This window comes from Citrobacter amalonaticus (genome assembly GCF_002918555.1).
GTDB classification, from domain to species: domain Bacteria; phylum Pseudomonadota; class Gammaproteobacteria; order Enterobacterales; family Enterobacteriaceae; genus Citrobacter_C; species Citrobacter_C amalonaticus_A.
In genome coordinates this window covers 974,858-994,954 of sequence record NZ_PQMB01000001.1, presented here as the reverse complement: position 1 = coordinate 994,954, position 20,097 = coordinate 974,858, and the positions used below count along the sequence as shown (strand labels likewise).

16 protein-coding genes and 1 pseudogene are annotated in these 20,097 nt (G+C 51.8%); 13 read left to right on the top strand and 4 right to left on the bottom strand.

The window, feature by feature from the left end; genetic code table 11:
* Window positions 1-77 precede the first annotated feature (77 nt).
* The 9 genes from ndk to C3432_RS04905 all read left to right on the top strand — a co-directional run bounded on the left by ndk (window position 78) and on the right by C3432_RS04905 (window position 9,503).
* Window positions 78-509, top strand: coding sequence for a nucleoside-diphosphate kinase (ndk, locus tag C3432_RS04955; RefSeq protein WP_103775537.1), 432 nt, complete (start codon window positions 78-80; stop codon window positions 507-509).
* A gap of 321 nt (window positions 510-830) precedes the next feature.
* Window positions 831-1,997 (top strand): bifunctional tRNA (adenosine(37)-C2)-methyltransferase TrmG/ribosomal RNA large subunit methyltransferase RlmN, encoded by a 1,167-nt coding sequence (locus C3432_RS04945; protein WP_103775535.1) that lies wholly within the window; start codon window positions 831-833, stop codon window positions 1,995-1,997.
* A gap of 290 nt (window positions 1,998-2,287) precedes the next feature.
* Window positions 2,288-3,277, top strand: a complete 990-nt coding sequence (gene rodZ / locus C3432_RS04935) for a cytoskeleton protein RodZ (protein ID WP_103775533.1) — start codon at window positions 2,288-2,290, stop codon at window positions 3,275-3,277.
* 26 nt (window positions 3,278-3,303) lie between these two features.
* Window positions 3,304-4,422, top strand: coding sequence for a flavodoxin-dependent (E)-4-hydroxy-3-methylbut-2-enyl-diphosphate synthase (gene ispG, locus C3432_RS04930; RefSeq protein WP_103775532.1), 1,119 nt, complete (start codon window positions 3,304-3,306; stop codon window positions 4,420-4,422).
* Window positions 4,423-4,532: 110 nt separating this feature from the next.
* Entirely contained in the window at window positions 4,533-5,807 is a 1,275-nt protein-coding gene (gene hisS, locus C3432_RS04925; protein WP_103775531.1) for a histidine--tRNA ligase, read from the top strand.
* Between the two features lie 13 nt (window positions 5,808-5,820).
* Entirely contained in the window at window positions 5,821-6,441 is a 621-nt protein-coding gene (locus C3432_RS04920; protein ID WP_103775530.1) for a YfgM family protein, read from the top strand.
* Window positions 6,442-6,451: 10 nt separating this feature from the next.
* Window positions 6,452-7,630, top strand: a complete 1,179-nt coding sequence (bamB, locus tag C3432_RS04915) for an outer membrane protein assembly factor BamB (protein ID WP_103775529.1) — start codon at window positions 6,452-6,454, stop codon at window positions 7,628-7,630.
* A gap of 118 nt (window positions 7,631-7,748) precedes the next feature.
* Complete coding sequence (gene der / locus C3432_RS04910) at window positions 7,749-9,221, top strand: ribosome biogenesis GTPase Der (RefSeq protein ID WP_103775528.1); 1,473 nt, start codon at window positions 7,749-7,751, stop codon at window positions 9,219-9,221.
* A gap of 60 nt (window positions 9,222-9,281) precedes the next feature.
* Window positions 9,282-9,503, top strand: coding sequence for a zinc ribbon domain-containing protein (locus C3432_RS04905; RefSeq protein ID WP_103775527.1), 222 nt, complete (start codon window positions 9,282-9,284; stop codon window positions 9,501-9,503).
* A gap of 5 nt (window positions 9,504-9,508) precedes the next feature.
* Here C3432_RS04905 and xseA read toward each other — a convergent pair whose 3' ends face one another.
* On the bottom strand, window positions 9,509-10,888 hold the full coding sequence (gene xseA, locus C3432_RS04900; protein WP_103775526.1) for an exodeoxyribonuclease VII large subunit: 1,380 nt from the start codon (window positions 10,886-10,888) through the stop codon (window positions 9,509-9,511).
* Between the two features lie 161 nt (window positions 10,889-11,049).
* Between xseA and guaB the strand changes: the two genes are divergently transcribed.
* The 3 genes and pseudogenes from guaB (at window position 11,050) to C3432_RS27925 (ending at window position 14,450) form a co-directional block, all read left to right on the top strand.
* Entirely contained in the window at window positions 11,050-12,516 is a 1,467-nt protein-coding gene (gene guaB, locus C3432_RS04895; RefSeq protein WP_103775525.1) for an IMP dehydrogenase, read from the top strand.
* A 68-nt stretch (window positions 12,517-12,584) separates the two neighbouring features.
* Entirely contained in the window at window positions 12,585-14,162 is a 1,578-nt protein-coding gene (gene guaA / locus C3432_RS04890; RefSeq protein ID WP_103775524.1) for a glutamine-hydrolyzing GMP synthase, read from the top strand.
* A 95-nt stretch (window positions 14,163-14,257) separates the two neighbouring features.
* Window positions 14,258-14,450: pseudogene (locus C3432_RS27925) on the top strand (hypothetical protein).
* 331 nt (window positions 14,451-14,781) lie between these two features.
* Here the strand turns inward: C3432_RS27925 and C3432_RS04880 are convergent.
* Together C3432_RS04880 and C3432_RS04875 are read right to left on the bottom strand one after the other, a co-directional pair.
* Window positions 14,782-15,480, bottom strand: a complete 699-nt coding sequence (locus tag C3432_RS04880) for a winged helix-turn-helix transcriptional regulator (RefSeq protein WP_103775523.1) — start codon at window positions 15,478-15,480, stop codon at window positions 14,782-14,784.
* Window positions 15,481-15,762: 282 nt separating this feature from the next.
* Window positions 15,763-15,954, bottom strand: coding sequence for a YfgG family protein (locus tag C3432_RS04875; protein WP_103775522.1), 192 nt, complete (start codon window positions 15,952-15,954; stop codon window positions 15,763-15,765).
* Between the two features lie 351 nt (window positions 15,955-16,305).
* Between C3432_RS04875 and C3432_RS04870 the strand changes: the two genes are divergently transcribed.
* A complete protein-coding gene (locus tag C3432_RS04870; RefSeq protein WP_103775521.1) occupies window positions 16,306-18,537 on the top strand; it encodes a bifunctional diguanylate cyclase/phosphodiesterase in 2,232 nt (743 codons plus the stop codon).
* Between the two features lie 18 nt (window positions 18,538-18,555).
* Here C3432_RS04870 and ppx read toward each other — a convergent pair whose 3' ends face one another.
* Window positions 18,556-20,097, bottom strand: coding sequence for an exopolyphosphatase (ppx, locus tag C3432_RS04865; protein WP_103775520.1), 1,542 nt, complete (start codon window positions 20,095-20,097; stop codon window positions 18,556-18,558).

Sequence of the window (20,097 nt, the reverse complement as noted above, 5' to 3'; positions counted from 1 at the left end):
ATTGCAGGAAGACCAAAACACCTGCGGCTTGAAGTATGAAGGGGAAAACAACAACAGAACATCTTTCAGAGGTAATCATGGCTATTGAACGTACTTTTTCCATCATCAAACCAAATGCGGTGGCAAAAAACGTTATTGGGAGTATCTTTGCGCGCTTTGAAGCAGCAGGGTTCAAAATTGTTGGTACTAAAATGCTGCACCTGACCGTTGAGCAGGCGCGCGGTTTTTACGCTGAGCACGACGGTAAGCCGTTCTTTGATGGCCTGGTAGAGTTCATGACCTCTGGTCCGATCGTGGTTTCCGTTCTGGAAAGCGAAAATGCGGTTCAGCGCCATCGCGACCTGCTGGGGGCAACCAACCCAGCTAACGCCCTGGCCGGCACCCTGCGTGCAGACTATGCTGACAGCTTCACTGAAAACGGTACTCACGGTTCAGATTCTCTGGAGTCTGCCAAACGTGAAATCGCTTATTTCTTCGGTGAAGGCGAGGTGTGCCCGCGCACCCGTTAATCTCCTTCGTCTTTCACGCTGCAAATACGTTGGCTGCGAGTTACCTGGCTCATTCATGTCTCTCGCCGAAGGTCAGCCTTCGACTGTTCAGATTCGTTCCCGACGAATTTGTCACGAACTTGCCGCCTTTTTGCAACGCGAAATCCTTTGGAGATTAATTATCGATTCAAATATTATTTTTGCTAATGTCTCGTGCAGACGTGGCATCCTTGCGCCAGAATTTGTACAATGCAGCGCCCCTGGACGAGCACCGCTCACCGGGGCGCTTCTTTTTCAACCCTCCAGGGGCCATAACGTGTAATAACGAGGCCGGAATAGATTATGTCTGAACAAATTGTCACGCCTGAAAGCATCACCCCGGTAATTCCTGGCAAAGATGGAAAAATTAATCTGCTGGATCTGAATCGTCAGCAGATGCGCGAGTTTTTTAAAGAATTAGGCGAAAAACCCTTCCGCGCCGACCAGGTGATGAAGTGGATGTACCATTATTGCAGCGATAACTTTGATGATATGACCGATATCAACAAGGTGTTGCGTGGCAAGCTGAAAGAGGTGGCGGAAATCCGTGCGCCGGAAGTGGTTGAAGAGCAGCGCTCCTCAGATGGCACGATTAAATGGGCGATTGCCGTTGGCGATCAGCGCGTTGAAACGGTGTACATCCCGGAAGACGATCGCGCCACGCTGTGCGTCTCTTCACAGGTAGGCTGCGCGCTGGAGTGTAAATTCTGCTCTACGGCGCAGCAGGGCTTTAACCGTAATCTGCGTGTCTCTGAAATTATCGGCCAGGTGTGGCGTGCGGCGAAGATTGTTGGCGCTGCGAAAGTAACCGGTCAGCGTCCGATCACCAACGTGGTCATGATGGGGATGGGTGAGCCATTGCTTAACCTGACCAACGTCGTTCCGGCGATGGAGATCATGCTTGACGACTTCGGTTTTGGTCTTTCTAAACGTCGCGTGACGCTGTCAACATCCGGCGTTGTCCCGGCGCTGGACAAACTTGGCGACATGATCGACGTTGCGTTGGCAATCTCTCTGCATGCGCCGAATGACGAAATTCGTGACGAAATTGTACCCATCAACAAGAAGTACAATATCGAAACGTTCCTCGGGGCGGTTCGTCGCTATCTGGAGAAATCCAATGCCAACCAGGGCCGGGTGACCATTGAGTATGTCATGCTCGATCACGTGAATGACGGTACTGAACATGCGCATCAGCTTGCGGAGTTGTTGAAAGACACGCCGTGTAAGATAAATCTGATTCCGTGGAACCCGTTCCCTGGCGCACCGTACGGGCGTAGCTCTAACAGTCGCATCGATCGCTTTTCTAAAGTGCTGATGAATTATGGCTTCACCACCATTGTGCGTAAAACCCGTGGTGATGACATTGACGCCGCCTGTGGTCAGCTTGCTGGGGATGTTATTGACCGTACCAAACGCACTTTGCGCAAGCGTATGCAGGGTGAGTCTATCGACATCAAAACGGTTTGATGTTGACCGCGCCACCGTTATTTATTGTACCGTGGCGCAAGGTTATTTGAATGAGGTCTTAAGTTGCACTTGTCTGGTCAATAATAACGGTGCGTTTTCGCCGACTTTAGGGCAGTATGTAGCGGTGCAACAATAGTTTATAGCCTTGGGGTTTAAGCTGTTTTGTCATGAGAAACCTGACAGGCTTATACTGGGCAACTAAGGTTAACTGACCAGATGTTTCGCGGTGTGGGTGGGCATTATGGCTCACCGGCGCCTGAACCCAATTTACGTAGCAGCAGCTGTAGCGAATGAATACTGAAGCCACTCACGACCAAAATGAAGCACAAACCACCGGCGTTCGTCTGCGTAATGCCCGTGAACAACTTGGACTCAGCCAGCAGGCTGTCGCTGAGCGACTTTGCCTGAAGGTTTCCACAGTACGTGATATTGAAGAAGATAAGGCGCCTGCGGACCTTGCTTCAACATTCCTGCGCGGCTACATCCGCTCTTATGCGCGCCTGGTGCATATTCCAGAAGAAGAACTGCTGCCCGGGCTGGAAAAACAGGCTCCGATACGCCCTGCCAACGTGGCGCCGATGCAGAGTTTTTCTTTAGGCAAACGCCGTAAGAAACCCGACGGCTGGTTAATGACCTTAACCTGGCTGGTGCTGTTTGTGGTCGTTGGCCTGACTGGTGCATGGTGGTGGCAAAACCATAAGGCACAGCAGGAAGAGATCACCACAATGGCCGATCAATCTTCTGCGGAACTGAATGCTAACGGCGATAATTCACAAAGCGTACCGCTGGATACCAGTGAACCGGCAGGCCAGAGTACTACATCAGCGCCTGCGGATACTGCGCAAACCACAACGCCCTTAACGACTGCACCTGCCGTAGATCCACAGCAGAATGCTGTTGTTTCACCTTCCCAGGCGAACGTTGATACTGCAACCACCACCCCGACGACGCCAGCAGCACCAGGCGTTGCCGCACCGTTGCCTGACGATCGGGCCAGTGTTGCGACCCCTGCGGCTGATCCAAATGCGCTGGTGATGAACTTTACGGCTGATTGCTGGCTGGAAGTCACTGACGCCACAGGGAAAAAGCTATTCAGCGGTATGCAGCGTAAAGATGGCACTTTAAATCTAACCGGTCAGGCGCCGTATAAGCTTAAAATTGGCGCTCCGGCTGCGGTACAGATCCAGTATCAAGGAAAACCAGTCGATCTGAGCCGTTTTATCAGAACTAACCAGGTTGCACGTCTTACCGTTAATGCCGAACAATCACCGGCGCAGTAACAGACGGGTAACGCGGGAGATTTTTCATGCATAACCAGGCTCCAGTTCAACGTAGAAAATCGACACGCATTTACGTTGGGAATGTGCCGATTGGCGATGGGGCTCCCATCGCTGTACAGTCAATGACCAATACGCGAACCACGGATGTGGAAGCGACGGTCAATCAGATCAAAGCGCTGGAACGCGTTGGCGCAGACATCGTCCGTGTCTCTGTGCCGACGATGGATGCCGCAGAGGCATTTAAGCTCATCAAACAGCAGGTTTCTGTCCCGCTGGTTGCCGATATCCACTTTGACTACCGTATTGCGCTGAAAGTGGCGGAGTACGGCGTCGATTGTCTGCGCATTAACCCGGGCAACATCGGCAATGAAGAACGCATCCGCATGGTGGTGGACTGCGCTCGCGATAAAAATATCCCCATCCGTATCGGTGTTAATGCCGGATCGCTGGAAAAAGATCTACAGGAAAAATACGGCGAGCCGACGCCGCAGGCGCTGCTGGAATCCGCCATGCGCCACGTGGATCATCTCGATCGTCTGAACTTCGATCAGTTCAAGGTCAGCGTTAAAGCCTCTGATGTCTTCCTCGCGGTGGAGTCTTATCGCCTGCTGGCCAAACAGATCGATCAGCCTCTGCATCTGGGGATCACCGAAGCCGGTGGCGCCCGCAGCGGTGCGGTGAAATCGGCGATCGGCCTGGGGCTGCTGTTATCCGAAGGGATCGGCGATACGCTGCGTGTCTCTCTGGCGGCCGATCCGGTGGAAGAGATTAAAGTGGGCTTCGATATTCTGAAATCGCTGCGTATTCGCGCACGCGGGATAAACTTTATCGCCTGTCCGACCTGTTCTCGCCAGGAATTTGACGTCATCGGTACGGTGAACGCGCTGGAGCAGCGTCTGGAAGATATCATCACGCCAATGGACGTTTCGATCATCGGCTGCGTGGTAAATGGACCGGGCGAAGCGCTGGTTTCCACGCTGGGCGTGACGGGCGGCAATAAGAAAAGCGGCCTGTATGAAGACGGCGTGCGTAAAGATCGCCTCGACAATGAGGATATGATTACGCAGCTTGAGGCCCGTATTCGCGCGAAAGCGAGTATCCTGGATGAAGCCCGTCGTATTGACGTACAGCAGGTTGAAAAATAATAACGTGTTGGGAAGCGGCGTGCTTCCCGTGTATGATTGAACCCGCATGGCTCCCGTATCGTTTAGGGAAGCGCTGAGGGTTCATTTTTATATTCAGAAAGAGAATAAACGTGGCAAAAAACATTCAAGCCATTCGCGGCATGAACGATTACCTGCCTGGCGAAACCGCCATCTGGCAGCGCATTGAAGGCACACTCAAAAACGTGCTCGGCAGCTACGGTTACAGTGAAATCCGCTTGCCGATTGTAGAGCAGACCCCGTTATTCAAACGCGCGATCGGTGAAGTCACTGACGTGGTTGAAAAAGAGATGTATACCTTTGAGGACCGTAATGGCGACAGCCTGACCCTGCGTCCTGAAGGGACGGCGGGCTGTGTACGCGCCGGCATCGAGCATGGTCTCCTGTACAATCAGGAACAGCGTCTGTGGTACATCGGGCCGATGTTCCGTCACGAACGTCCGCAAAAGGGACGTTATCGTCAGTTCCATCAGCTGGGTGTCGAAGTATTTGGTCTTCAGGGGCCGGATATTGATGCGGAACTGATTATGCTCACTGCGCGCTGGTGGCGTGCTTTAGGTATCGCTGAACACGTCAGTCTTGAACTGAACTCCATTGGTTCACTTGATGCACGAGCCAGCTACCGCGATGCGCTGGTGGCATTCCTTGAACAGCATAAAGAGAAGCTGGACGAAGACTGCAAACGCCGCATGTACACCAATCCGCTGCGCGTACTGGATTCCAAAAATCCGGACGTGCAGGCGCTGCTCAATGATGCGCCTGCTCTGGGCGACTATCTGGACGACGACTCTCGCGAGCACTTTGCCGGGTTGTGCAAATTACTGGAGGCGGCGGGGATTGCCTATACCGTCAACCAGCGCCTGGTGCGTGGTCTTGACTACTACAACCGTACCGTCTTTGAGTGGGTGACCAACAGCCTGGGCTCACAGGGTACCGTGTGTGCGGGCGGTCGTTATGATGGTCTGGTGGAGCAATTAGGCGGTCGTGCGACGCCGGCGGTAGGTTTTGCAATGGGCCTTGAACGACTTGTTTTGTTAGTTCAGGCCGTGAATCCGGAATTTAATGCCGATCCTGTTGTCGATATATACCTGGTCGCTTCAGGTGCGGATACGCAGTCTGCGGCAATGACACTGGCGGAACGTCTGCGTGATGAAATCCCTGGCGTGAAGTTGATGACAAACCACGGCGGCGGCAACTTTAAGAAACAGTTTGCCCGCGCCGATAAGTGGGGCGCCCGCGTTGCACTGGTTCTCGGTGAGTCCGAAGTGGCTGACGGTACCGTTGTAGTGAAGGATTTGCGCTCCGGTGAGCAAACGGCAGTCGCGCAGGACCGCGTTGCGACGCATTTGCGCACGTTATTGGGCTAAGGAGAAGGACAGCGTGGAAATTTACGAGAACGAAAACGACCAGGTTGATGCAATTAAACGTTTCTTTGCTGAAAACGGCAAAGCACTGGCTGTTGGGGTGATTTTAGGGGTTGGCGCTCTGATTGGCTGGCGCTACTGGACCAGTCATCAGACTGAATCCGCACGTTCTGCTTCTCTGGCATACCAAAATGCGGTCTCTGCGATTAGCGCAGGGAAACCGGAAAGCCTGACTGCGGCGGAGAAATTTGCCGCAGAGAATAAAAATACTTACGGCGCGCTCGCTTCTATGGAGCTTGCGCAGCAGTTTGTTGACCAAAATGAACTTGAGAAAGCCGCAACCCAGCTACAACAAGGACTGGCAGCCGCGAGCGACGAGAATCTCAAAGCCGTGATCAATCTGCGTCTTGCCCGCGTTCAGGTGCAGCTTAAGCAGGTGGACACCGCGCTGAAAACCCTCGATACCGTTAAAGGTGAGGGGTGGGCGGCCATTGTGGCTGACCTGCGTGGCGAAGCGTTGCTGAGTAAAGGCGATAAACAAGGCGCGCGTAGCGCATGGGAAGCTGGCGTGCAGAGCAACGCCTCCCCAGCGCTGAGCGAAATGATGCAGATGAAAATCAATAATTTGTCCATCTGAGAGGGACCCGATGCAATTGCGTAAATTACTTCTGCCAGGACTGCTTTCTGTTACCCTGTTGAGCGGCTGCTCACTGTTTAGTGGCGAAGAAGACGTTGTAAAAATGTCCCCATTACCGGTGGTTGAAAACCAGTTTACCCCGTCTACAGCATGGAGCACGTCTGTAGGGAACGGGATTGGCGAGTTCTACTCCAATCTTCATCCTGCTCTTGCGGATAACGTCGTCTATGCCGCAGACCGCGCAGGCCTGGTGAAAGCGCTGAACACAGATGATGGCAAAGAGGTCTGGTCCGTTAATCTGGGTGAGAAAGATGGCTGGTTCTCCCGCGCACCTGCGCTGCTTTCCGGCGGCGTGGCTGTTTCTGGTGGTCACATCTATATCGGCAGTGAAAAAGCGCAGGTGTATGCGCTGAACACCTCCGACGGCACCGTGGCGTGGCAGACGAAAGTGGCGGGTGAAGCGCTTTCTCGTCCAGTCATCAGCGATGGTCTGGTACTGATTCATACCAGCAACGGTCAGCTGCAGGCGCTTAACGAGGCCGATGGTGCGATTAAGTGGACCGTTAACCTGGATATGCCTTCTCTGTCACTGCGCGGCGAGTCTGCTCCGGCGACCGCATTCGGTGCAGCGATTGTGGGCGGCGATAACGGTCGCGTCAGCGCCGTGCTGATGCAGCAAGGCCAGATGATTTGGCAACAGCGTATCTCTCAGGCGACCGGATCTACTGAAATTGATCGCCTGAGCGATGTTGACACGACGCCGGTTATCGTCAATGGCGTCGTTTATGCGCTGGCTTATAATGGTAACCTGACGGCGCTGGATCTGCGCAGCGGTCAGATTATGTGGAAACGCGAGCTGGGCTCGGTGAATGATTTCATTGTTGATGGTAATCGTATCTACCTGGTTGATCAGAATGATCGCGTGCTGGCGCTGACGACCGATGGCGGCGTAACGCTGTGGACGCAAAGCGATCTGCTGCACCGCCTGCTGACCTCTCCGGCGTTGTACAATGGTAATCTGGTGGTTGGTGATAGCGAAGGCTACCTGCACTGGATTAACGTTGAAGATGGTCGCTTTGTGGCCCAGCAGAAAGTTGACAGTTCCGGCTTCCTGACTGAACCGGTCTCTGCCGACGGCAAACTGCTGATCCAGGCGAAAGACGGTACCGTGTACTCCATTACACGTTAATCGTTCCGGTCGTTCGCTTTAAAAAACGGCTCCTGGTGCAGGGGCCGTTTTACTGTTTTTAACAACGGCGTAAAAAAGACGCCTGTTGTCTGATGATTTTTAAAATGAGGCTTTAAACATGGTACCTGTGGTCGCGCTTGTCGGGCGCCCTAACGTCGGAAAATCCACGTTATTTAACCGTCTAACCCGTACCCGGGATGCGCTGGTTGCGGATTTCCCGGGTCTGACTCGTGACCGTAAGTACGGTCGTGCGGAGATTGAAGGCCGCGAGTTTATCTGCATTGATACTGGCGGTATCGATGGCACCGAAGACGGTGTGGAAACCCGAATGGCTGAACAGTCGCTGCTGGCGATTGAAGAAGCGGATGTGGTGCTGTTTATGGTGGATGCGCGTGCTGGCCTGATGCCAGCCGATGAAGCTATCGCCAGGCATCTCCGTTCCCGTGAAAAACCGACTTTCCTTGTTGCCAACAAAACCGATGGACTCGATCCGGATCAGGCGATTGTGGATTTCTATGCGCTCGGTCTGGGGGAGATCCACCCGATTGCCGCTTCTCATGGTCGTGGCGTGTTGAGCCTGCTGGAACACGTGCTGCTGCCGTGGATGGACGATACCTCGCCGCAGGAAGAAGTTGATGAAGATGCGGAGTACTGGGCGCAGTTCGAAGCAAAAGAGAACGGTGAAGAAGAGCCGGAAGATGATTTCAATCCGCAGGATCTGCCGATCAAGCTGGCGATTGTCGGTCGTCCGAACGTAGGTAAGTCCACACTCACTAACCGTATCCTCGGCGAAGAGCGTGTGGTGGTCTATGACATGCCGGGAACCACGCGCGATAGCATCTACATCCCGATGCAACGCGATGAGCGTGAGTATGTGTTGATAGACACTGCGGGCGTGCGCAAGCGTGGAAAAATTACCGATGCGGTAGAAAAATTCTCAGTGATCAAAACGTTGCAGGCAATTGAAGATGCCAACGTTGTACTGCTGGTAATTGACGCTCGTGAGGGGATTTCCGATCAGGATTTGTCGCTGCTGGGCTTTATTCTCAATAGTGGGCGCTCACTTGTCATTGTGGTCAACAAATGGGACGGTCTGACGCAGGAAGTGAAAGAGCAGGTTAAAGAGACGCTGGACTTCCGTCTGGGTTTCATCGACTTTGCACGTGTGCACTTCATTTCCGCGCTGCACGGTAGCGGTGTGGGTAACCTGTTTGAATCGGTACGCGAAGCGTATGACAGTTCCACCCGCCGCGTCAGCACCGCGATGCTGACCCGTATCATGACGATGGCTGCTGAAGATCACCAGCCGCCGCTGGTGCGTGGACGTCGTGTGAAGCTGAAGTATGCTCATGCTGGTGGCTACAACCCGCCGATTGTGGTGATTCACGGTAACCAGGTAAAAGACCTGCCGGATTCTTACAAGCGTTATCTGATGAACTACTTCCGCAAATCGCTGGAAGTGATGGGAACGCCGATTCGTATTCAGTTCAAAGAGGGTGAAAACCCGTATGCGAACAAACGCAATACGCTGACCCCAACTCAGATGCGTAAGCGTAAACGACTGATCAAACACATTAAAAAAAGTAAGTAACCAGACTTTCCCCCTCCCCATTCGGGGAGGGGATCATCAACCGGAATGTGAGGAGGTTGGATGGAACTCATCTGTCCCGTCTGTCAAAACTCGCTGGAACGCAATGGCGAAATCGCGCATTGTGCGACGTGTAATAAAGACTTCGCTCTTGAAGCACGATGCCCTGATTGCCATCATCCCCTGCAGGTTTTAAAAGCGTGCGGCGCGGTAGATTATTTTTGCCAGAATGGTCACGGTCTTATTTCAAAAAAACGCGTTGAGTTTGCCCTTATTAACGAATAATGCGGTTACTGGCTTGCGGGCTTGCGTTTCCGTGGCGCTTTTACTGGCTTAACGTCGGTTATCTGACTTTCCACCCAGCCGTCTTCCAGTCGGGTCGTCATAAACTCACCCGCTTTGACCTGTTTTACTTTCTTCATGACCTGGCCATCCTTCGCGGTAGACACACTGTAGCCGCGCGCCAGCGTTGCCAGCGGACTGACCGCTTCCAGATGGGTGACGGCGTTGCCGAAACGTTCACGTTGCTCGCTAAGTCGTGCGCGCATATTCTCCGCCAGCCGGTATTCCAGTTGTTGAATACGACTCTGCATACGGTGAATATGAGGTTGCGGATTTTGCTGATTCAGGCGCTGAGCCAGACGGAGCTGTCTCTGGTGGGTTCGCTTAAGCTGATTGTCTATCGCCAGATTCATCCGCTGATGCAGCCGTTCCAGGGCCGTTTGCTGACGCGCCAGGCGTAATTGTGGATGCTGCTGCTGCAGGCGATGGAACATTTGCGTAAAACGGCGGCTACGACTGGCAAGGTAATAGTCCATCGCCATGCCGAGACGCTGCTGGACGGACTGGATCTGGCGCAGTAGCTCCTGCTGATTACGGCTGACGATTTCTGCTGCTGCAGACGGCGTTGGGGCGCGGAGGTCGCTGATAAAATCAGCAATGGTGACGTCGGTTTCATGGCCGACCGCGCTCACCACCGGAATGCGGCTGGTAAAAATTGCTCGCGCCACCCGTTCGTCGTTAAAACTCCATAAATCTTCCAGCGACCCGCCGCCGCGCCCGACGATTAACACATCGCACTCGTTGCGTGCGTTCGCAAGCGTAATCGCGCGAATAATTTGGGCAGGCGCATCATCACCCTGAACGGCGGTTGGGTAGATAACCACCGGCAGAGACGGATCGCGGCGCTTCAGAACGTGGAGAATATCGTGCAGCGCAGCACCGGTTTTTGAGGTGATTACCCCAACGCAGTGGGCAGGTGAAGGGAGTGGTTGCTTATGTTGCTGGTCAAAAAGTCCTTCGGCCTGGAGTTTAGCTTTTAGCTGTTCGTATTTCTGCTGCAGTAAACCTTCACCCGCTGGCTGCATACTCTCGATGATAATCTGGTAGTCGCCGCGCGGTTCGTACAGCGTAATGTTGGCGCGGACCAACACCTGCTGGCCGTGTTTCGGACGAAAGGTCACCCGGCGGTTACTGTTGCGGAACATCGCGCAGCGAACCTGGGCAGTATCGTCTTTTAAAGTAAAGTACCAGTGCCCGGATGAGGGCTGCGAGAAATTAGAAATTTCACCGTTGATCCAGACCTGACCCATCTCTTGTTCTAACAGCAGACGAACCGTCTGATTCAGGCGGCTTACGGTAAAGATTGAGGCGGTTTGAGTGGATAACATGTGAGCGGGATCAAATTCTAAATCAGCAGGTTATTCAATCGATAGTAACCCGCCCACAGGGGATCGCAAGCATTTTTTGCAAAAAAGTGTGGAAGCAATCGGTTTCGCTCTGTATAATGCCACGGCAATATTTATCCACCCCCAGGTTAGAGATATTGCCCATGCTACGTATTGCTAAAGAAGCTTTGACGTTTGACGACGTCCTCCTCGTTCCCGCTCACTCTACCGTTCTGCCGAATACCGCCGACCTCAGCACGCAGCTGACGAAAAACATTCGTCTGAACATTCCTATGCTCTCCGCAGCAATGGACACTGTGACTGAAGCACGCCTCGCAATCGCGCTGGCGCAGGAGGGCGGCATCGGTTTTATCCACAAAAACATGTCTATTGAGCGTCAGGCTGAAGAAGTCCGCCGCGTGAAGAAACATGAATCTGGCGTGGTAACCGATCCGCAGACGGTGCTGCCGACCACCACGCTGCGTGAAGTGAAAGAGCTGACCGAGCGTAACGGTTTTGCGGGTTACCCGGTAGTGACTGACGATAACGAGCTGGTGGGGATCATCACCGGTCGTGACGTACGTTTCGTTACCGATCTGAGCCAACCGGTCAGTGTCTATATGACGCCGAAAGAGCGTCTGGTTACCGTGCGTGAAGGTGAAGCCCGTGAAGTCGTCCTGGCGAAAATGCACGAAAAACGTGTTGAAAAGGCGCTGGTTGTTGACGATCTCTTCCACCTGCTCGGCATGATCACCGTTAAAGACTTCCAGAAAGCAGAGCGTAAACCGAACTCCTGTAAAGATGAGCAGGGACGTTTGCGTGTAGGTGCCGCAGTGGGCGCAGGCGCAGGGAATGAAGAACGTATTGACGCGCTGGTGGCGGCTGGCGTTGACGTGTTGCTGATCGACTCCTCGCATGGTCACTCTGAAGGTGTGTTGCAGCGCATCCGTGAAACCCGTGCAAAATACCCGGATCTGCAGATCATCGGCGGTAACGTGGCGACTGGCGCAGGTGCCCGCGCTCTGGCAGAGGCTGGCGTGAGTGCGGTGAAAGTCGGTATCGGTCCTGGATCTATTTGTACGACGCGTATCGTTACTGGCGTGGGCGTTCCGCAGATCACCGCCGTATCCGACGCGGTTGAAGCACTGGAAGGCACCGGTATTCCGGTTATTGCTGATGGCGGTATTCGTTTCTCTGGTGATATTGCCAAAGCAATCGCGGCTGGCGCAAGCGCGGTTATGGTCGGTTCTATGCTGGCCGGTACTGAAGAATCTCCTGGCGAAATTGAACTGTATCAGGGGCGTTCTTACAAATCTTACCGCGGTATGGGTTCTCTGGGCGCGATGTCCAAAGGTTCCTCCGACCGCTACTTCCAGAGTGATAACGCCGCTGACAAACTGGTGCCGGAAGGTATCGAAGGTCGCGTTGCCTATAAAGGCCGCCTGAAAGAGATTATTCACCAGCAGATGGGAGGCCTGCGTTCCTGTATGGGACTTACCGGCTGTGGTACTATCGACGCGCTGCGGACAAAGGCAGAATTTGTACGTATCAGCGGTGCGGGTATTCAGGAAAGTCACGTTCACGATGTGACCATCACCAAAGAGTCCCCGAACTACCGTCTGGGCTCCTGATTTTCTTCGCCCGACCTTGTGTCGGGCGATTTATTTAATCTGTTTCACTTGCCTCGGAATTAGCGTCAATGACGGAAAACATTCATAAGCATCGCATTCTTATCCTGGATTTCGGTTCTCAGTATACTCAGCTGGTTGCGCGTCGCGTGCGTGAACTCGGCGTTTATTGCGAACTGTGGGCGTGGGATGTTACGGAAGCACAAATTCGCGAATTCAATCCAAGCGGTATCATTCTTTCTGGCGGTCCGGAAAGCACAACCGAAGAAAACAGCCCGCGTGCGCCACAGTACGTCTTTGAAGCCGGCGTTCCGGTCTTCGGCGTGTGCTATGGCATGCAGACGATGGCAATGCAGCTCGGTGGTCACGTTGAAGGCTCCAGCGAACGTGAGTTCGGCTACGCGCAGGTAGAAATTAAAATCGACAGTGCCCTGATCCGCGGAATTGAAGATTCACTGACCGCAGACGGCAAGCCGCTGCTGGACGTGTGGATGAGCCACGGTGATAAAGTGACGGCTATCCCGTCAGACTTTGTGACCGTTGCCAGCACCGAAACTTGCCCCTTTGCCATCATGGCGAACGAAGAAAAGCGTTTCTACGGCGTACAGTTCCACCCGGAAGTGACCCACACCCGCCAGGGTATGCGTATGCTGGAGCGTTTTGTTCTTGAGATCTGCCAGTGTGAAGCGCTGTGGACGCCGGCAAAAATCATCGACGACGCGGTTGCCCGTATCCGCGAGCAGGTCGGCGACGATAAAGTGATCCTCGGTCTTTCCGGTGGCGTGGATTCTTCTGTAACCGCAATGCTGCTGCATCGCGCCATCGGTAAAAATCTGACCTGCGTATTTGTGGATAACGGTCTGTTGCGCCTGAATGAAGCAGAGCAGGTTATGGATATGTTTGGCGATCATTTTGGTCTGAACATTGTTCACGTTCCGGCTGAAGAGCGTTTCCTGACCGCGCTGAAAGGCGAAAACGATCCGGAAGCCAAGCGTAAGATCATTGGTCGCGTATTCGTTGAAGTCTTTGATGAAGAAGCATTAAAACTGGAAGATGTGAAGTGGCTGGCGCAGGGGACTATCTATCCTGACGTGATTGAATCCGCAGCCTCCGCGACCGGTAAAGCGCACGTCATCAAATCTCACCACAACGTGGGCGGCCTGCCGAAAGAGATGAAGATGGGTCTGGTTGAGCCGCTGAAAGAGCTGTTCAAAGACGAAGTGCGTAAAATTGGCCTGGAGCTGGGTCTGCCGTATGACATGCTGTACCGTCACCCGTTCCCGGGTCCCGGTCTTGGCGTTCGTGTACTGGGCGAGGTGAAGAAAGAGTACTGCGATCTGCTGCGCCGTGCTGACGCTATCTTCATCGAAGAGTTGCACAAAGCCGATCTGTACAACAAAGTGAGCCAGGCATTTACTGTTTTCCTGCCGGTTCGTTCGGTTGGCGTGATGGGTGATGGCCGTAAATACGACTGGGTGGTTTCCCTGCGTGCGGTTGAAACCATCGACTTTATGACCGCACACTGGGCGCACCTGCCGTACGATTTCCTGGGACGTGTTTCCAACCGCATCATCAACGAAGTTAACGGTATTTCACGCGTAGTGTATGACATCAGCGGTAAACCGCCGGCGACCATCGAGTGGGAATGATTTACGGCTAACTCATAGCGAATCATTTCTATTCATTTTCTAAATCAACCCTCTGTTTTTACAGGGGGTTTTTATTTTCTCCGCTAAACCACTTCATCGACAAAATAGCGCGTTTCCTGCGTCGTGCTGATGTCGAGCCGTGCCTGGTTATCGCAATATACTGACACAGTTTGAGAGTACAGTTAGCCAGTTCCCGCCGGGATGCGAGACTTAGTGACTGCCCATGCGATCCTGGCACAACGACAGAACGTCCAGCAGCTGTTGTTCAATCGTCTGATAATGGCCTGATAACCCGATCGGTTTCTAAATTGTGCACAGTTACGCCTGCTGAATGCGGGAATGTATAATCACGTTTGTGTCGCAGCTCCCGGTGATGGGAGAATGTGCCCGGTGGCGGGTTGGCATTACCTGGCGTTCTTTCGTGCAGAGTACGTTACGAGATAATTTTATCACCATTATCCCGTGAATCCTCCGTTGGCGACCTTTCATAATTTTGATTGACCGGGACTTGTGTGGGGTTATAAGGTTTGTGTCTTCTCGTTGATTTAAATATGTTTTGCTAAAAATACTCATGCTTTATGCATAAAATAGTGTGTTTATAATATTGCCAGTAAAAATATCAGTATGCTGACGGTAATTTTTGGAGGACAGACTCCAGCTTACCTCGATTAATAGAAATATAACCACCAATGCGCAGATCTGACAAAAATTTCATAATGCGACTGCGTGAAAGGGCCGTACGCCTTTGAATAAAGTTAACAATATTGATTTGCATCCGATACTCTTTTGGATAAGTCCATAGCTCTATTATCAGGGCGCGGACTTTGAGGTAAGAATCTACACCCACTAATTCCTGTTCACGGGCGCTCATCACAAGGAGTCGATGAGCCAGCGTTCTGGCGACATCATGCCAGAGTTCCTGGGTATTTGCCGTTTCAACAAATTTGTTCAGGGGGACGAAATATCCACTACAGTCCGTTTCGGCATAAAGATAATGCTGAGGGCGCCCGGGAATATTATAATAAAAGCCATATCCATCAATGAGCCCCAGTACCGAGGGTGAAAAAGCAGTAGACATATAAAGATTGCTACCGGAGTGACATATTGAAATAATTCCTTTATCTAACAATATGATATTGGCATTTTCTTGATCAGGGCTAAATTGATGAACCCAATGCGCAGGCTGTGAAAATGGCTCTCCTGCCGGCAGCAGAGCATCGAAAAGCGTTTGCTGTGCGGATAAATACTTCGTCTTTTGAGAAAATGCAAATGCGGGTAATTCCTCACCATTGCTGTTATCTACTGGGTTGAAATCCATGCTTAGATCCTGAAAATGATTGAATGCCGAAGGAAAAATATACACAAGAGTAGCTGAAGGGGAAAATAATGGTACCGCTTTTTTCTAAAAAAGAAGTGTTGAATTTAACAAAAGATATCAATATTAGCAGTGAAGGAGGAATGTGTTTCACCAGATAGCACATTGCTGTTGTGTTATGGGCGCCTGTCTTATGGTTTCCTGGGTGATAATACGTTCAGGAAACGAGCGTACAGGCGTGGGGATGCCGGGTCTGTCTTATGAAAACCGTCTGTTGATGTCGATTTAACGTTGAGCAGGGGCTTCAACAGAGAGAGTGGAGCGCTGTGCTTCTTTTTTGTCCTGATGATGATACCAGGCACCCACAGAAGAGTATATGAAACGACCAAAGAAGAAGAGGAAACTGATAAGCAGTACGATACGTGTCATGCGACTGTTAAATCGATGTCGTTTTCGCATACTGGTAACCTGACTCACAAAAGGATCCTTAGAAAAAACCCAGCGCGTGGGCGATGCGTACATTAAGGCATACCGAAAGGTGATGGTCAATTCTTCATTATGTAAAATTGCGTCAGCTGATTTATTCCTATATGTTATGAAAGATAATTATAGTATTTACATTAATAATAAAATAATGATAACACAGGGAAATAAAGGTAATAATTGATTAATGAGGATGGAATTAGTTGATATATATCAATTGTAACTTTCAGGTGATAACTAAAATCAAGGCTCTGGGTATGGCTTACTCGCCATCGTTAGTTAAAAGTCAGGTGGGATGCCTGTCTGATAAAACCCTTCAGGAATCAGGGTTTCTGCTGAGCATCTATGAGACTAAATAAAACCTATATCAAAATCAGAGATAAATGGTGGGCGCTACCGCTCATCCTGCCGCCTCTGCTATTGCCTGTATTGTATAACGCCAATACCTATACTCATATTGGTTCAGGTGATGTTATTCTATTTTACCTGCCGTTAGCACTAATGATTAGCCTGACATTATTTTTCGGTTGGGCAGCCTTGCCAGGCATCGCACTGGCGATTTTTATCCGAAAATATCCGCAGGTTGGCTTACCTGAAACGCTCTCAATTATTACGCACTTTATTATCACGATAGTGCTTAGTTGGGGAGGGTATCGCGTTTTTACACCGAGGCGTGGCAATATTAGTCATGGCAATGTCGGATTGATGGGGCAGCGAATATTTTGGCAAATACTTTGTCCGGCGACGCTGTTTTTAGTGCTTTTCCAGTTTGCCGCCTTCGTAGGTGTGTATGCCAGCCGAACCAGTTTGTTGGGTGTTATTCCGTTAAATGTTAGTACGTTAATTAACTATCAGGCGCTGCTCACAGGAAATCTTGTAGGGATTCCGTTGTGCTATTTTATTATTCGTATTATTCGTAATCCATTATACCTTTTTGCTTATTATTCTCAGTTAAAACAGCAGGTTGATAGCAAAGTTACTAAGAAAGAGTTCGCCATCTGGGTCGCGGTATTAACGACATTAATGGTGCTGCTCTGTATGCCGCTCAATGAGGATAGTTCAATATTCAGTACGAACTATACCTTGTCGTTGCTGTTACCCGTCATGCTGTGGGGATCGATGCGCTATGGTTATAAGCTGATCTCATTAATATGGGCCTTCGTGTTGATAACAGGCATCAGCTACTTCCATAGCTATATACCTTATTACTCAGGATACGACACGCAGCTGGCGATTACCTCTTCGAGCTATTTGGTCTTTTCATTTATTGTGAATTACATGTCCGTGCTGGCAACGCGTCAGAGAATGGCCAACAGCCGCGCCCGTCGGCTCGCCTATCTTGATCCCGTGGTTCATCTTCCCAATTTACGGGCGTTAAATCGTGAACTTAAAAAGGCGCCCTGGTCGGTGCTCTGCTTTTTACGTGTACCCGGCATGGAACTGCTGGTGAAAAACTACGGCATCATGTTGCGTATTCAGTATAAGCAGAAACTTTCACAGTGGATTAGGCCTCTCCTGGAGCAGGATGAGCACGTTTTTCAGTTGTCCGGCAACGATTTGGTTTTACGCCTGAATACTGAAGGACATCAGGAACGTATCGAGGCGTTGGATCAGCATATTAAGCAATTTCGTTTCATCTGGGACGGGATGCCAATGCAGCCGCAGGTTGGCGTAAGCTACTGTTATGTGCGTTCCCCGGTTAGCCATATCTATCTGTTGTTAGGTGAGTTAAGCATGGTTGCGGAACTCTCTATCGCCACGAATGTACCAGAGAACATGCAGCGACGCGGGGCGAAGAATCGACAGCATGACTTAAAAGATAAAGTGGCGATGATGAATCGACTGCAACAGGCGTTGGAAAATGATGATTTTTGCCTGCTGGCGCAGCCTATTGCCGGGGTGCGCGGGGACATTTATCACGAGATCCTGGTGCGGCTTAAAGAGGATGATGGCGGGACGATCAATCCGGAGAGCTTTTTGGTCGTCGCACATGAATTTGGCCTGTCATCGAGTATTGATCTGTGGGTGATCGAACATACCCTGCAATTTATGGTGCGGAATCGGGAGAAAATGCCTGCCCGACGTTTTGCGATTAATCTGTCATCAACCTCAGTTTGCCGCGCCAATTTCCCGATTGTCGTCAGTAAATTGCTGACAAAATATCAGGTCGAGGCGTGGCAGCTAATTTTTGAAGTCACCGAAAGCAATGTGCAGACCAATGCAGAACAGGCCCAGGCAACGCTTCAGCAACTGCAACAGCTGGGCTGCCAGATAGCCATTGATGAATTTGGTACCGGTTATGCGCGGTTGAAAGATATGAATGCCAATATCCTGAAGATAGACGGTGGCTTTATCCGCAATATCATCTCCAACAGCCTGGATTATCAAATTGTGGCTTCAATTTGCCATCTGGCACGAATGAAGAAAATGCAGGTGGTTGCGGAGTGTGTTGATAGCGAAGAGATCCGCAACGCGGTCATATCGCTTGGGATCGATTATCTGCAAGGACATCTGATTGGCGAGCCGAAGTCGTTAGATGACGCTCTGGAAGAGAAGGTGCCGGTATCCGGCACCTGAACAGACGGGTTGTGACGCTTAAGCGGCAACGACAGGTGAACTTTCTTCTTCAATCCTGAGACGCCAACCGGTAACGGCTTCCCAGTATTGCTGTTCTTTCTCCAGATCGAGCAGAACCAGCGCGTTCTGGCTGAACCAGTCGTGAGGGAAACGCAACGTCCAGTGGTTTTCGTCGGTGATAAGCGCCAGCGTCGGCGGTGTGGTTGTTGCCTGTCGCTGATTGTTCAGCAGTACGCCAAGACGTAACAGCTGGATGAGCGGCAGGAACTGCTTTTTCTTAAACAGCGTAAAACGCGGCAGCTCGTCCAGCTTAACCGCCTTACGGTGGAAGCGAACGAGCGTCGCCATCATGGTCTGCTGCTCCTGGTTAAATCCCGGCAAATCGCTGTTTTGCAGGATATATGCCGAGTGGCGGTGCAGACCGCTGTGGTTAATATTCAGACCGACCTCATGCAGCATCGCCGCCCATTTCAACAGCGCTTCCAACTGCGGATGCGCCAGTTTAGGCTGTTGCGTCTGCCACTGTTCGTACATCTGCATGGTGGTTTCCAGCACGCGCCTTGCCTGCTCGCTGTCGATGTTGTACTGATTCGCCAGACTGCTGGCGGTACGGCTACGTACATCCTGGTGACGGAAACGCCCTTCCATTTCGTACAGCACGCCTTCGCGCAGGGCGCCATCGGAAAGACGAAGCTCACGAATACCCAGCGCGTCGAAGACGCCGCACAGAATCGCCAGGCCGGGTACGAAAACGGCTTTGCGTTCATCAGAAAGACCGGGCAGGCTTAGTGCATCAAAACTGCGGTGCTGGAGCAGCTCAGCGACCAGCATATCCAGACGTTCAGGGGTGATAAAGCCATCTTTCTCGCCCATCTCCAGCAGGACCTCATGGGCGGCTTTGATGGTGCCGGAGGCACCCAGGGCGACGTTCCATCCCTGAATACGGAATTGCCAGGTCAGGGTCTCCAGCTTTTGTGCTGCTGCCATGCGAGCGCGCTGGAAGTTCTCTTTGCTGATCGCCCCGCCGGGGAAGTAGATCTGTGCAAAACTGACGCAGCCCATGCGGCGGCTTTCAACCAACTTTGGCTCAAAGTTTTCGCCGATGACCAGTTCAGTCGAACCGCCGCCGATATCGATAACCAGCTTGCGGCCTTTTTCGGGCTGCGTATGCTCCACGCCCATAAAAATCAGACGTGCTTCTTCGTTACCGGAAATAATTTCAATCGGGTAGGGGATAACCTTTTCTGCCCGTTTAAGAAAGTCCGTGGCATTCAGCGCCTGACGCAGGCTATGCGTCCCTACAATACAGACGCTGGAGGGGGAAAACCCCTGCAGGCGTTCGGCAAACAGCGACAGACAGCTTAATCCGCGATCCATTGCCTCTTCACTTAGCATGTTATCTTCGCCGAGCCCGTCAGCCAGGTGTACGCGTTGCTTCAGGCGACCGATAATTTGCATCGCGCCATCCACCACGCGGGCAATGACCATATGAAAACTGTTTGAACCCAGGTCGACCGCTGCGAACTCCTGCGGTCGTGGTGACTTATCGTGTATTGGCAT

Excerpts from the sequence above, each read along its gene's own strand:
- C3432_RS04870 (WP_103775521.1), top strand. The coding sequence starts at position 16,306 with ATGAGACTAAATAAAACCTATATCAAAATCAGAGATAAATGGTGGGCG.
- ispG (WP_103775532.1), top strand. The coding sequence starts at position 3,304 with ATGCATAACCAGGCTCCAGTTCAACGTAGAAAATCGACACGCATTTAC.
- rodZ (WP_103775533.1), top strand. The coding sequence starts at position 2,288 with ATGAATACTGAAGCCACTCACGACCAAAATGAAGCACAAACCACCGGC.
- der (WP_103775528.1), top strand. The coding sequence starts at position 7,749 with ATGGTACCTGTGGTCGCGCTTGTCGGGCGCCCTAACGTCGGAAAATCC.
- ppx (WP_103775520.1), bottom strand. The coding sequence starts at position 20,097 with ATGCCAATACACGATAAGTCACCACGACCGCAGGAGTTCGCAGCGGTC.
- C3432_RS04880 (WP_103775523.1), bottom strand. The coding sequence starts at position 15,480 with ATGGATTTCAACCCAGTAGATAACAGCAATGGTGAGGAATTACCCGCA.
- xseA (WP_103775526.1), bottom strand. The coding sequence starts at position 10,888 with ATGTTATCCACTCAAACCGCCTCAATCTTTACCGTAAGCCGCCTGAAT.
- guaA (WP_103775524.1), top strand. The coding sequence starts at position 12,585 with ATGACGGAAAACATTCATAAGCATCGCATTCTTATCCTGGATTTCGGT.
- guaB (WP_103775525.1), top strand. The coding sequence starts at position 11,050 with ATGCTACGTATTGCTAAAGAAGCTTTGACGTTTGACGACGTCCTCCTC.
- C3432_RS04905 (WP_103775527.1), top strand. The coding sequence starts at position 9,282 with ATGGAACTCATCTGTCCCGTCTGTCAAAACTCGCTGGAACGCAATGGC.
- C3432_RS04945 (WP_103775535.1), top strand. The coding sequence starts at position 831 with ATGTCTGAACAAATTGTCACGCCTGAAAGCATCACCCCGGTAATTCCT.
- bamB (WP_103775529.1), top strand. The coding sequence starts at position 6,452 with ATGCAATTGCGTAAATTACTTCTGCCAGGACTGCTTTCTGTTACCCTG.
- ndk (WP_103775537.1), top strand. The coding sequence starts at position 78 with ATGGCTATTGAACGTACTTTTTCCATCATCAAACCAAATGCGGTGGCA.